Source organism: Chitinolyticbacter meiyuanensis, from assembly GCF_008033135.1.
GTDB lineage: Bacteria > Pseudomonadota > Gammaproteobacteria > Burkholderiales > Chitinibacteraceae > Chitinolyticbacter > Chitinolyticbacter meiyuanensis.
Genome location: NZ_CP041335.1, coordinates 3461035 through 3474366 on the forward strand (window position 1 = coordinate 3461035; position 13332 = coordinate 3474366).

A 13332-nucleotide genomic window follows, 5' to 3' on the forward strand; every position below is an offset into this window, starting at 1 on the left:
CCTTACTCGGCTTCGTCGCCCGACGTGACGGGCGGGAGGGGGTCTTGGTCTTCACCGGAGTCTTGCGGGCGGCCACGTTTTACCTCGAAAAAGCGTTTGACGGTGTCGAGTTCGCGCGAGCGGAACATCGGTGGCAGGCTCTTCCACAAGAGCTTGCCATAGGGTTTGTCGACCAGACGGGTGTCGGCAATCATCAGGATGCCGGTATCGTGCTCGTCGCGGATCAGCCGGCCGGCACCCTGCTTCAGCGTGATCGCGGCATGCGGCAGCTGGAAATCGACAAAGGCGTTACGCCCGCTCTTGCTCATTTGCTCGATGCGGGCGGCCAGCACCGGATCATCCGGTGGCGAGAACGGCAGCTTGTCGATCACCACCAGCGACAGCTGCTCGCCCTTCACATCGATGCCTTCCCAGAAGGTCTGGCTCGCAACGAGGATGGCATTGGGCGAGCGGCGGAATTTGTCCAGGAGTTCGGTGCGGCTACCCTGCCCCTGCAGCAACACCGGCCAGTCGAGCTTGGCATCCTTCAACCGTTGGGTGACAAGCTCGTGTGCTTCGCGCATCGCACGCAAGGACGTGAACAGCAGGAAGGCATGGCCGTGGGTCAGCTGCAGCAGCGGCCAGGCGCGCTCGACTACCTTACCCGTAAAGCCGGGCGAATTCGCCTCCGGCATGTCGCGCGGCACATAAAGCACCGCCTGTTGCTTGTAGTCGAACGGGCTGTCCCAGGTGGCGGTCTCCGCCTCCCACAGCCCCAGTTCATGCTGGAAATGTTTGAACTGACCGTTGACGGCCAGCGTGGCCGAGGCAAATACCCAGGCGCGCTGGCCGCTGTTGAGCTGCTTGCGAAACAGCTCCGCGATATTGAGCGGTGTGGCATGCAGCATGAAGCCATGCGGCGTGATGTCGATCCAGTGTACCGCCTCGTCGCTGTCGCCCTCCTGCCAGTGCTGCACGATCTGCCGTAACGCCGTGGCACGTTCGCCGCATTTCTGCAGCTCCTCGGCCCGCTCGGCCTGGGCGATCAGCTGGCCTTCCAGCTCGCCGAGCTTGGTTACCAGTTCAGCGAGCCGCGCTTCGAATTCGGCAAAGCGTCCGGCGAGCTCGTGCTGCGGCAGCCGTGCCGGCTCCGGGCGGAAGGCGAGGCGGAAGTCGCGCACGGCCTTTTCCAGCGCCTCGGCCGCCTGCGGCAGGTGCACGTAGTCCTTGGCGATGACCAGCGCTTCGGAGCGGGCATCGCGCGCGAGTTCGACCAACTGGCCCGACGTCACCGTCTCGCCGAAAAACAGGCTGGCGACCTCGGGCAGCTGGTGCGCCTCGTCGAAGATCACGGTGTTGCAGGCCGGCAGCAGCTCGCCTGCGCCTTCGTCGCGCAGCCAGACATCGGCAAAGAACAAGTGGTGATTGACCACGACCACATCAGCTTCCTGCGCGTCCTTGCGCGCCTTCAGCACGAAGCAGTCCTTGTAGTTCGGGCAGTCGGCACCCAGGCAGTTGTCGCGGGTGCTGGTGACGTGCGCCCAGATTGGTGCATCCTCGGGCACGCCGGTACAGCCAGCCTTGTCGCCGGACTGGGTGAGCTTGGCGTAGCGCTCGACCTTCTGCAGATCGGCGATGTCCTCGCGCCGCAGGAAGCGGCCCTCGTGCCGCGCCCGCTCCAGGTGATAGTGGCAAACGTAATTCGCCCGCCCCTTCAACAAGGCGATCGTTACCGGCACGCCAAGAAGCTCGCGCACCATCGGCAGATCACGCGCGTAGAGCTGGTCCTGCAGCGTCTTGGTGCCGGTCGAAACGATGACCTTGCCGCCGCACAGCAGCGCCGGCATCAGGTAGGCGAAGGTCTTGCCGGTGCCGGTGCCGGCCTCGGCGATCAGCTTGCCACGCTCGCGGATGGCCTTTTCCACCGCCTGCGCCATTTCCACCTGCTGGCTGCGAACCTTGTATCCGGGAAAGGCGCGGGCCAGCGGGCCGTCTGCGGCAAAGAGTTCGGTCAGCGTCATGGTCGCGGGAAATCGGATGAGACGGCCATTGTACCAGTACGATCGTTCGGCCAAAAAAGAGCCCCGCACGCAGCGGGGCCAGCAACAGGGAGATGGAGACACTACGAAGGTTGGCGTGCTCTGGTCACGCTACCTACCCCAGTGGGAGTCTCCCCTTGCTGTTTTGGTTTCCGGTGAATTTAACCGGGAACCTGCGCGTTGTAGATCACCGTCTCGCCGCTGCGACCATGGCTGGCCGCGCCCATCCAGTACATCAGTGCCGGCACGATGCTGTCGGTGGCAGGCAAGCTGTCCTTGGGTTCGGCCGGATGGGTTTTGGTGCGGAACGGCGACTGGATCGGGCCCGGTACCAGCAGGTTGACGCGCAGATGCGGCCAGCGATCCCATTCGCTCGCAGCGATCTCCACCCAGGTCTTCTGCGCCGATTTGGCCGAGCTGTAGCCGCCCCAGAACGCCTTGGGCGCCAGCGCATGGCTCTCGCCCAGCACCAGCACCGAGGCATCCGGCGCCTTTTCCAGCAGCGGCAACAGCGCGCGGGTCATCGCGAAGGGTGCGGCGACATTCACGCGATACTGCTCGACCCACTCGTCGAGCTTCTGGTTGGTCAGGGGTGACAGGTGGGCAAAGCCGTTGGCCGCGTGCAGGACGCCATCGAGTCGGCCGAACTCGCGCTGGATCAGCACGCCCATCTGGCCAAGCTCGGCCTCGTTCACCTTCGCAAGATCCATCGGGATGGCTGCGGGCTTGGGGCCACCTACCGCTTCGATCGCGTCATAGACGCGGGCAAGCTTTTTCTCGTTGCGCCCGAGCAGGATCACCGTGGCACCATGGCGCGCATAGGCCAGTGCCGCCGCCTCGCCCAGCCCCTGCCCGGCGCCGGTCACCAGGATCACGCGGTCTTTCAGTTCATCGGCCGAAGCCTGGTAGGTTTTCCAGTCACTCATCGCTGCACCGTGGAAGGTTGAATGCGGCCATTATCCCACGCGCAGCCTTCAATCCGCTCTGCACTGCACCTTCCAGCGTAGCCGGGTAATCGCCGGCGGTGTAGTCGCCGGCCAGCCACAGCGTGGCATAGGGCGTCGCATTGTCCGGGCGCGCAAGCCCGGGCACACAGGCGAAGGTGGCCCGTTTCTCGGCAATGCTGCGCAGCCAGCTCGGCAGCCCCCAGCCGAACGCAGCATCGAGCTCGGCGACGATGGACGTTTCCATCTCGGCGCGCGGCAGCTGTGAATGCGCGCCTTCGGCCGACAGCACCACGGCGATGCGATTCGGTTGACCGTGGGTGTGGGCATGGTCGAACACCCACTGCACCAATCCGCCAGAGAGCCCGACCATGGCTTGCGGCAGCGATGCCCGCGGGTATTCGAGGTAAAGCGTGACGATGGGCTGAAAATCCCAAGCCTCAACCGCCATGGCCAGTTCGGGCGCCACACTCGCCAGCGCCATGGACAGCCGGTGTGGTGGCAGTGCGCAGATCACGCCGTCGAAGCGACGCGCCTCGTCATTCACCTGCCAGCCCGCCACATCGCTTCGCAGGGTCTTCACCGTTACGCCAAGCTCAACCGCGCCCCCTTGTCGGGCCAACCAGTCCGCTGCCGCATCAGGCAGCAACGCGGAGAAATCGATACGCGGGAACAGGAAATCGGAATCGGCACTGGTGCCCCCCAGGCTGTCGCGCAGCACGTTGAACAGCACCTGCGTTGACGCCTGCTCCAGTGGCGTATTGAGCGCGGCCACCGTCAGCGGCTGCCAGAACCGCGCGATCAGCGCCGCAGACTGACCGCTCTTGGTCAGCCAGTCGGCCACCGGCAGGTCGGGATCGCAACGCCAGTTGTGACGCTGCGCGGACAGTACGACTCGCGTCAGCGCCCAGCGCTCGGCCAACGACAAACCGCGTGCAGTGACCAGGGCAGCAGCGAGATGCAGCGGCGCCGGCCAAGCTGGGCAACGCATCCGGAAGCCAGGATGGACTGCAAGATCGAGCGGGGTGCGCAGGAATGCCGACTCGGGCGCAACGCCCACCTTGTGCATCAACCCCAACAGCTCGCGATATGCGCCGATCAGCAGATGCTGGCCATTGTCGAGCACGCGCCCGTCGAGCTCCACCCGCCGCGCTCTGCCGCCAAGCACCTTGCCCGCCTCGAGTACGGTGACACTTGCCCCAAGGCTGGCCGCCTCCACCGCTGCCGCCATGCCGGCATAGCCACCGCCAAGCACGGCCAGGTGAGGCATCGCGCCATACGGCTTCATGATTGCAGCTCCGGGCGCAGTTCGTAACGCGTAGACATCTCGCCATCGAGCAGCCGGCTACGCGTTGCGCCAAAGCCCAGGCTTTGCAGCAACCGCACACTGCGCCGGTTGTGATCAAAGGTATAAGCAGTCATCAAGCTCAGGCCGGCACGCAGAAAGGCATGCGCCAGCAAGGCCTCGCACGCTTCGCGCATATAGCCGCGCCCCCAGTGATCCGGGTGCTGCAGCCAGCCGATCTGGAATTCATCGAGCGTGTTGTAGATCAGCTCGATCTGGCCGATCAGCGTGTCGCCCCGCCACAGGCCGACACTGCCCACACCCCAGCGTTGCCAGCCGGCGCGACCGAGCGCCAGCGCATCACGCGGCGCAGGGTAGCCGGAGCTGCGCACCACGACAGAATCGGACGCGATGGCAAACGCCGCATCGAAATCCTCATCGCGCAATGGTTGCAGCAGCAAACGCGCGGTTGCGAGCATCGTCACCGGCTCAGCCAAACCACCAGGTGCGCCAGGCCAGCCACAGCTTGCGGATCGGCGTGAGCGACAGCCGCTGATTCAGCACTTTTTCGGGGCCATCACGCTTGATTTCATCGAGCGTGGCGCGATAAATCGCCGCCATCACGAGGCCGGTGCGCTGGCGCTTACGGTCAACGCGCGGCAGCTGGGCGATGGCCTTGTCGTAATACTGCTCAGCGCGTTCGATCTGGAACAGCATCAGCGCCTTGAACTCGGGCGTTTCGCGGTAGTTGAGCAGATCGGCCGCCGGCACGTTGAAGCGCTGCAATTCCTCGACCGGCAGATAGATGCGGCCGCGGCGCGCATCCTCGCCCACATCGCGGATGATGTTGGTCAGCTGAAACGCGATGCCAAGGTCGTGCGCATACTTCTGCGTGTCCTTGTCTTCATAACCGAAGATGCGCGCGGCCATCAACCCGACCACGGAGGCGACGCGGTAGCAATAGAGCTGCAGATCCTTGAAGCTGTTGTAGCGCGCCTGCTCCAGATCCATCTGCATGCCATCGATGATCTCGAGGAAATGCTCGCGCTGCAGCTCGAACGTTTGCACCGGCCCCACCAGTGCGCGGGTCACCGGATGTTCAGGCGCACCGGCATACAGTTTGTCGATCTCGGCCCGCCACCAAGCGAGCTTGGTGCGGGCAACGTTCTCGTCGTGGCACTCGTCGACCACGTCGTCGACCTCGCGGCAGAAGGCGTAGAGCGCGGTGATCGCCAGTCGTTGCGCTTGCGGCAGGAAACGGAAGCTGTAGTAGAAGCTGGAGCCGCTCTGGGCAGCCTTGTCTTCACAGTATTGGTCTGGCGTCACGATGTGATCCGGCGATGTGCTGGGGGCGCATTGTACCAGTGCCGGCTAATCTGGCATTCAGCGCTGCGGCAGATCGAAGCGCACTTCGCGGGTCGTCCCGGAAAAGCCAGGAAAGAATTGGAACAGCGCCTGAGTGAGCCACGGCAGGGCCGGATCGAACTGCGGGTTATCGGCCTGGTTACGCGCCCTGCCCTCATAGCGCTTGGCAAAGCCACCATCCTGCAAGCGCAAACGATCAAGGATGTCCACCGCGAGGTGGCGGGTGTAAACGGTGTCGGTCACTGGCACGCTGCCGACGATCCCGGTTTCCGGGAAGTAGCTCGGCACCAGTACCACGCCATTGCCAGTACTAATGCGCTGGTAGTAGATGCTGTAGCCCACCGTGCCCCACACCGGCTGCTGCGTGACCACGGTCTTGCCGTCGTCGACGCCATAATCCAGTGCCACCAGCCAGTCCGCATCCGTATCTCGCTCGACCTGAATCAGGCCTTGTGCCGCAAGCGCATCACCGACTCGCACTTCTACTTCACGTTGCAACAGGCTCTGCGATTGGCCCGCTCCACGCTGGAAAGCAAAACGCTTGCCGGCAAAGGGCTCGTTCAGGTCGTGCCGCACGTTGACCTCGGCAACGAACTGCGGCGTGGCACAAGCGGTGAGCAGCACGGCAAGCAACACAACCAGACCACGCAACATGCCGGACTCCTAGCGGGCGAGCTTCCCCGGAATGCGCGGGGTATCGACCACCACGTCGCCACATTGTGCGCGATGGCGCAGCGCGTGGTCGATCAGTGTCAGGGCGAGCATGGCCTCGGCAATCGGCGTCGCCCGGATACCGACGCACGGGTCGTGGCGGCCGGTAGTTGCCATCAGCACCGGATTGCCCTGCTTGTCGATCGAGCGCCGCTCCTGGGCGATGCTGGATGTGGGTTTAACGGCGATATTGACGACGATATCCTGGCCGGTAGAAATCCCACCAAGAATGCCGCCGGCCTCATTGGCCGCGAAGCCATCCGGCGTCAGCTCATCGCAGTGCTGCGAGCCGCGCTGTGCCACTGACTTGAAGCCGGCGCCGATTTCCACGCCTTTCACCGCGTTGATGTTCATCATGTTGAAGGCGATCTCGGCATCAAGCCGATCATAGACCGGTTCACCCCAGCCCACTGGCACGTGCTCTGCCACCACCGTGATCTTGGCACCGACCGAGTCACGCTCTTTGCGGATCGCATCCATGTAGTCTTCCAACTGCTGGATGATGCCTGCGTTCGGCGAGAAGAACGGATTGTTGCCCACTTCTTCCCAGCTCTGGAATGGAATCTCGATCTCGCCCAACTGGCTCATGTAGCCGCGGATCACGATGCCATATTTTTCCAGCAGCCACTTCTTGGCAATGGCACCGGCGGCAACCCGCACTGCGGTTTCGCGCGCCGAGGAGCGGCCACCACCGCGATAGTCGCGGATGCCGTACTTGTGCCAGTAGGTGTAGTCGGCGTGACCGGGGCGGAAGGTCTCGGCGATCTTGCCGTAGTCCTGACTACGCTGGTCGGTATTGCGAATCAGCAGCGCGATGGGGTGCCCGGTGGTCTTGCCTTCGAATACACCGGAGAGAATTTCGACGGCATCCGCTTCCTTGCGCTGTGTCACGTGGCGGCTGGTACCAGGCTTGCGACGATCCAGCTCCAGCTGGATGTCCTCAACCGACAATGTCATGCCGGGAGGGCAACCATCGACCACGCAACCAATGCCGGGGCCGTGGCTTTCGCCGAACGAGGTGACGGTAAACAACAGGCCTAGCGTACTGCCGGACATCGCGATTCCCCTGCGGCGCAACCGCGCCCTATCGATTCGAATCCGGATATTTTAACACGCCAGGTCAAGCAGTCTGGCGAGCCGCCATAACGTCCCAGTTCGGCCTATATGCGCTTCTTCACCTCTGCTGGCTTCAGCAAGCAACCCCAGTTGCGGCACGGCAGTGAACATCGCAGTCCCTATTGCGGAACGCCTCCAAGACCTCCCCCATAAGACCAAACAAAAACCCCCTGATGCGCGGCATCAGGGGGTTCGATGGGGAGTCTGGCGATGACCTACTTTCACACGGGAATCCGCACTATCATCGGCGCTAAGTCGTTTCACGGTCCTGTTCGGGATGGGAAGGCGTGGGGCCAACTCGCTATGGTCGCCAGACGTAACTGGTTGCGTTACGACTGTTATCGTTTCGCTGAATTCGATAGAAGAAGCACTACTTCATGGCCTGGCTTGTGTCCGCATTCGCGTCCCTCACCACACCACACTCAAATTTGTTCAGGGTTTGTATCGAGTCTCGTCACAACACCCGAACCATCGCGGCTCAGGTTATAGGATCAAGCCTCACGGGCAATTAGTATCAGTTAGCTTAACGCATTACTGCGCTTCCACACCTGACCTATCAACGTCCTGGTCTCGAACGACCCTTCAGGGGAATCAAGTTCCCAGGGAAGTCTCATCTTGGGGCAAGTTTCGCGCTTAGATGCTTTCAGCGCTTATCTCTTCCGCACTTAGCTACCCGGCGATACCACTGGCGTGATAACCGGTACACCAGAGGTGCGTCCACTCCGGTCCTCTCGTACTAGGAGCAGCCCCCCTCAAACTTCCAACGCCCACTGCAGATAGGGACCAAACTGTCTCACGACGTTTTGAACCCAGCTCACGTACCACTTTAAATGGCGAACAGCCATACCCTTGGGACCGGCTACAGCCCCAGGATGTGATGAGCCGACATCGAGGTGCCAAACTCCGCCGTCGATGTGAACTCTTGGGCGGAATCAGCCTGTTATCCCCGGAGTACCTTTTATCCGTTGAGCGATGGCCCTTCCATACAGAACCACCGGATCACTATGTCCTGCTTTCGCACCTGCTCGACTTGTCGGTCTCGCAGTCAAGCCACCTTGTGCCATTACACTATCAGTACGATGTCCGACCGTACCTAGGTGACCTTCGAGCTCCTCCGTTACACTTTGGGAGGAGACCGCCCCAGTCAAACTGCCTACCATGCACGGTCCCCGATCCAGATGATGGACCTAGGTTAGAACCTCAAACGCACCAGGGTGGTATTTCAAGGACGGCTCCATGGCAACTAGCGTCACCACTTCAAAGCCTCCCACCTATCCTACACAAGTCCGTTCAAAGTCCAATGCAAAGCTACAGTAAAGGTTCACGGGGTCTTTCCGTCTAGCAGCGGGGAGATTGCATCTTCACAAACATTTCAACTTCGCTGAGTCTCAGGAGGAGACAGTGTGGCCATCGTTACGCCATTCGTGCGGGTCGGAACTTACCCGACAAGGAATTTCGCTACCTTAGGACCGTTATAGTTACGGCCGCCGTTTACCGGGGCTTCGATCAAGAGCTTGCACCCCATCACTTAACCTTCCGGCACCGGGCAGGCGTCACACCCTATACGTCCACTTTCGTGTTAGCAGAGTGCTGTGTTTTTGATAAACAGTCGCAGCCACCTTTTCACTGCAACCACTTCGAGCTCCACGAGCAAGTCGCTTCACCCTACAGTGGCACACCTTCTCCCGAAGTTACGGTGTCAATTTGCCGAGTTCCTTCTCCTGAGTTCTCTCAAGCGCCTTAGAATTCTCATCCTGCCCACCAGTGTCGGTTTGCGGTACGGTCAATTCTGAGCTGAAGCTTAGTGGCTTTTCCTGGAAGCATAGGATCAATCACTTCGGTCTCAATGAGACCTCGTCATCACGCCTCAGTGTTAACAGGGATCCGGATTTGCCTAAATCCCCCACCTACACGCTTAAACCGGGACATCCAACACCCGGCTGACCTACCTTTCTCCGTCCCCACATCGCACTCAGAATCGGTACAGGAATATTAACCTGTTTCCCATCGACTACGCTTTTCAGCCTCGCCTTAGGGGCCGACTCACCCTACGCCGATTAACGTTGCGTAGGAAACCTTGGGCTTTCGGCGAACGGGCTTTTCACCCGTTTTAACGCTACTCATGTCAGCATTCGCACTTCCGATACCTCCAGCAGCCTTTACAAGCCACCTTCACAGGCCTACGGAACGCTCCCCTACCATGTATCAAAGATACATCCGCGTCTTCGGTTCTAGATTTGAGCCCCGTTACATCTTCCGCGCAGGACGACTCGACCAGTGAGCTATTACGCTTTCTTTAAATGATGGCTGCTTCTAAGCCAACATCCTGGCTGTCTATGCCTTCCCACCTCGTTTTCCACTTAATCTAGCATTTGGGACCTTAGACGGCGGTCTGGGTTGTTTCCCTCTTGACACCGGACGTTAGCACCCGATGTCTGTCTCCCAAGCTCGCACTTAACGGTATTCAGAGTTTGCCATGGTTTGGTAAGTCGCGATGACCCCCTAGCCATAACAGTGCTTTACCCCCGTTAGTGATACTTGAGGCACTACCTAAATAGTTTTCGGGGAGAACCAGCTATTTCCAGGTTTGTTTAGCCTTTCACCCCTATCCACAGCTCATCCCCTAGTTTTGCAACACTAGTGGGTTCGGACCTCCAGTGCGTGTTACCGCACCTTCATCCTGGCCATGGATAGATCACCTGGTTTCGGGTCTACGCCCAGCAACTAAACGCCCTATTCGGACTCGGTTTCCCTACGCCTCCCCTATTCGGTTAAGCTCGCTACTGAACGTAAGTCGCTGACCCATTATACAAAAGGTACGCAGTCACCCCACGAGGGGGCTCCCACTGTTTGTATGCATCCGGTTTCAGGTTCTATTTCACTCCCCTCCCGGGGTTCTTTTCGCCTTTCCCTCACGGTACTGGTTCACTATCGGTCGATCACGAGTATTTAGCCTTGGAGGATGGTCCCCCCATCTTCGGACAGGATTTCGCGTGTCCCGCCTTACTTGTCGTATGCTCAGTACCACCATTGTCTTTTCGTGTACGGGGCTATCACCCACTATCGCTGGCCTTTCCATACCATTCCACTAAAACAATGACTATCACATACAGGCTCTTCCCATTTCGCTCGCCACTACTTTGGGAATCTCGGTTGATTTCTTTTCCTCAGGGTACTTAGATGTTTCAGTTCCCCTGGTTCGCTTCACATGACCTATGTATTCAGTCATGGATACCTCAAAAGAGGTGGGTTTCCCCATTCGGACATCTGCGGATCAAAGCTCGTTTGCCAGCTCCCCGCAGCTTTTCGCAGGCTGCCGCGTCCTTCATCGCCTGTGATCGCCAAGGCATCCACCAGATGCACTTATTCGCTTGATCCTATAACCTCAAACACGATGTGTTCTTGATTACAGTGTTTGCGACGTCTGAATCCTTCGACTTGTCGAATTCAGAACTCGATACAATCAAACCCAATTAAAACAAATTTGAGTCTTGCTTCTTCTATCTTGTTAAAGATCAGATACAGAGTTTAATACTCGTCCAACTGAAGCAGTCAGAAGCAAACCCACTGCATCTTGCAATGACTTTGCTTCTGAATCCTTCCAGACATTCGGTGTTGGTGGAGGCAGACGGGATCGAACCGACGACCCCCTGCTTGCAAAGCAGGTGCTCTCCCAACTGAGCTATGCCCCCATCGGATCAAACTGTCTTCCCATCCACCAAGCGGTAAATGGTGGGTCAGATAGGAATCGAACCTATGACCCCCGCCTTATCAAGACGGTGCTCTAACCGACTGAGCTACTGACCCAGTTTTCTTCCACCAGACCATTCACGCCACCCGCGCCATCATCATTTAGATAATCTACGCCGGCTGAGCGACTGACCCAGTTTCTTCCCCGGGTCATCTACATGACCCAGTTCTCCGTATCTTCAACTTACAGCCGATGAGTGTGAGTACTTGGCAAGAGAACCTTGCTCTTGAAAGGAGGTGATCCAGCCGCAGGTTCCCCTACGGCTACCTTGTTACGACTTCACCCCAGTCATGAATCCTACCGTGGTAACCGGCCTCCTTGCGGTTAGCCTAGCTACTTCTGGTAGAACCCACTCCCATGGTGTGACGGGCGGTGTGTACAAGGCCCGGGAACGTATTCACCGCGACATGCTGATCCGCGATTACTAGCGATTCCGACTTCATGCACTCGAGTTGCAGAGTGCAATCCGGACTACGATCGGTTTTATGAGATTGGCTCCCCCTCGCGGGTTGGCGACCCTCTGTACCGACCATTGTATGACGTGTGAAGCCCTGGTCATAAGGGCCATGAGGACTTGACGTCATCCCCACCTTCCTCCGGTTTGTCACCGGCAGTCTCCTTAAAGTGCTCAACTGAATGGTAGCAACTAAGGACAAGGGTTGCGCTCGTTGCGGGACTTAACCCAACATCTCACGACACGAGCTGACGACAGCCATGCAGCACCTGTGTTACGGCTCCCGAAGGCACCCCTCTATCTCTAAAGGGTTCCGTACATGTCAAGACCAGGTAAGGTTTTTCGCGTTGCATCGAATTAATCCACATCATCCACCGCTTGTGCGGGCCCCCGTCAATTCCTTTGAGTTTTAATCTTGCGACCGTACTCCCCAGGCGGTCTACTTCACGCGTTAGCTGCGTTACTAAGGATCGAAATCCCCAACAACTAGTAGACATCGTTTAGGGCGTGGACTACCAGGGTATCTAATCCTGTTTGCTCCCCACGCTTTCGTGCATGAGTGTCAGTGTCAGCCCAGGGGGTTGCCTTCGCCATCGGTGTTCCTCCACATCTCTACGCATTTCACTGCTACACGTGGAATTCCACCCCCCTCTGCCGCACTCTAGCGAGCCAGTCAGCAATGCAGTTCCCAGGTTGAGCCCGGGGATTTCACATCGCTCTTAACAAGCCACCTGCGCACGCTTTACGCCCAGTAATTCCGATTAACGCTTGGACCCTACGTATTACCGCGGCTGCTGGCACGTAGTTAGCCGGTCCTTATTCTTCAGGTACTCTCATCCCCGGGAGATATTAGCTCCAAGGATTTGCTCCCTGACAAAAGGGCTTTACAACCCGAAGGCCTTCTTCACCCACGCGGCATTGCTGGATCAGGCTTGCGCCCATTGTCCAAGATTCCCCACTGCTGCCTCCCGTAGGAGTCTGGGCCGTGTCTCAGTCCCAGTGTGGCGGGTCGTCCTCTCAGACCCGCTACTGATCGTCGCCTTGGTAGGCCTTTACCCTACCAACTAGCTAATCAGCCATCGGCCGCTCTAATAGCGTGAGGTCTTGCGATCCCCCACTTTCCCCCTCAGGGCGTATGCGGTATTAATCCGGCTTTCGCCGGGCTATCCCCCACTAATAGGCACGTTCCGATGTATTACTCACCCGTTCGCCACTCGTCAGCGGACCGAAGTCCCTGTTACCGTTCGACTTGCATGTGTAAAGCATGCCGCCAGCGTTCAATCTGAGCCAGGATCAAACTCTTTTGTTTAATCACTTAGCTTTAGTACTTTGGCTCGTACTTAACTCAAGGAATCATCCGAAGATGATTTTCTTTCGTCTCGTGCGAGCACTTGTTGGTTTCCCACCAAGCACTCACACGCATCGGCTGTATTTTGTTAAAGATCAGAACCGCTGCACCGCCGAAACCTGCTAAACTCTTCGTTTCGCTTGTTTCGTTGCTGTGTCAGCAGCGAAGAAGCCGAACTATACGGCCCTCCCACACACCCGTCAACACCTCCCCGCAAAATTCTTCCGCCCAATCCGCTAAACCCCTGAACCGCAACGGAACATGGCAATAGCATCGGCGTGGAAGCAGTGGGGGGCTCGATCAGACGACCTAAAAGAGATGGGCTTGAGCTCGCCACATC

7 protein-coding genes, 2 tRNA genes and 3 rRNA genes are annotated in these 13332 nt (G+C 59.0%); all 12 read right to left on the reverse strand.

Annotated elements, in window-relative coordinates; all coding sequences use genetic code 11:
• Positions 1 to 2: 2 nt before the first annotated feature.
• Positions 3 to 2000 carry a DNA repair helicase YoaA gene (gene yoaA / locus FLM21_RS16535; RefSeq protein WP_148716622.1) on the reverse strand — a complete coding sequence of 666 codons (1998 nt, stop codon included), beginning with the start codon at positions 1998 to 2000 and terminating at the stop codon, positions 3 to 5.
• 179 nt (positions 2001 to 2179) lie between these two features.
• Positions 2180 to 2944, reverse strand: coding sequence for an SDR family NAD(P)-dependent oxidoreductase (locus FLM21_RS16540; RefSeq protein ID WP_148716623.1), 765 nt, complete (start codon positions 2942 to 2944; stop codon positions 2180 to 2182).
• Complete coding sequence (hpnE, locus tag FLM21_RS16545; protein WP_148716624.1) at positions 2937 to 4250, reverse strand: hydroxysqualene dehydroxylase HpnE; 1314 nt, start codon at positions 4248 to 4250, stop codon at positions 2937 to 2939. Before hpnE ends, FLM21_RS16540 begins: the two co-directional genes overlap by 8 nt.
• On the reverse strand, positions 4247 to 4726 hold the full coding sequence (locus FLM21_RS16550; protein WP_246120906.1) for a GNAT family N-acetyltransferase: 480 nt from the start codon (positions 4724 to 4726) through the stop codon (positions 4247 to 4249). The genes hpnE and FLM21_RS16550 overlap by 4 nt, the downstream gene beginning before the upstream one ends.
• A gap of 10 nt (positions 4727 to 4736) precedes the next feature.
• The gene (gene hpnD, locus FLM21_RS16555) at positions 4737 to 5573 is read right to left on the reverse strand and encodes a presqualene diphosphate synthase HpnD (RefSeq protein WP_148716626.1); all 837 of its coding nucleotides are present in this window, start codon (positions 5571 to 5573) and stop codon (positions 4737 to 4739) included.
• 57 nt (positions 5574 to 5630) lie between these two features.
• Positions 5631 to 6266: a DUF4136 domain-containing protein gene (locus tag FLM21_RS16560; protein WP_148716627.1), complete on the reverse strand. Its 636-nt coding sequence runs from the start codon at positions 6264 to 6266 to the stop codon at positions 5631 to 5633.
• Positions 6267 to 6275: 9 nt separating this feature from the next.
• Positions 6276 to 7379 (reverse strand): chorismate synthase, encoded by a 1104-nt coding sequence (gene aroC, locus FLM21_RS16565; protein WP_148716628.1) that lies wholly within the window; start codon positions 7377 to 7379, stop codon positions 6276 to 6278.
• A 262-nt stretch (positions 7380 to 7641) separates the two neighbouring features.
• Positions 7642 to 7754 (reverse strand): 5S ribosomal RNA (rrf, locus tag FLM21_RS16570).
• A 172-nt stretch (positions 7755 to 7926) separates the two neighbouring features.
• Positions 7927 to 10816 (reverse strand): 23S ribosomal RNA (locus FLM21_RS16575).
• Between the two features lie 239 nt (positions 10817 to 11055).
• A tRNA-Ala gene (locus FLM21_RS16580) sits at positions 11056 to 11131 on the reverse strand.
• A 38-nt stretch (positions 11132 to 11169) separates the two neighbouring features.
• A tRNA-Ile gene (locus tag FLM21_RS16585) sits at positions 11170 to 11246 on the reverse strand.
• A gap of 173 nt (positions 11247 to 11419) precedes the next feature.
• Positions 11420 to 12953 (reverse strand): 16S ribosomal RNA (locus FLM21_RS16590).
• Together the 16S, 23S and 5S rRNA genes with 2 tRNA genes alongside form the textbook arrangement of a ribosomal RNA operon.
• Positions 12954 to 13332 lie beyond the last annotated feature (379 nt).

What these genes read in the sequence shown, in the direction of transcription:
- yoaA (WP_148716622.1), bottom strand. Translation starts at nt 2,000, where the DNA reads ATGACGCTGACCGAACTCTTTGCCGCAGACGGCCCGCTGGCCCGCGCC.
- FLM21_RS16540 (WP_148716623.1), bottom strand. Translation starts at nt 2,944, where the DNA reads ATGAGTGACTGGAAAACCTACCAGGCTTCGGCCGATGAACTGAAAGAC.
- hpnE (WP_148716624.1), bottom strand. Translation starts at nt 4,250, where the DNA reads ATGAAGCCGTATGGCGCGATGCCTCACCTGGCCGTGCTTGGCGGTGGC.
- FLM21_RS16550 (WP_246120906.1), bottom strand. Translation starts at nt 4,726, where the DNA reads ATGCTCGCAACCGCGCGTTTGCTGCTGCAACCATTGCGCGATGAGGAT.
- FLM21_RS16560 (WP_148716627.1), bottom strand. Translation starts at nt 6,266, where the DNA reads ATGTTGCGTGGTCTGGTTGTGTTGCTTGCCGTGCTGCTCACCGCTTGT.
- aroC (WP_148716628.1), bottom strand. Translation starts at nt 7,379, where the DNA reads ATGTCCGGCAGTACGCTAGGCCTGTTGTTTACCGTCACCTCGTTCGGC.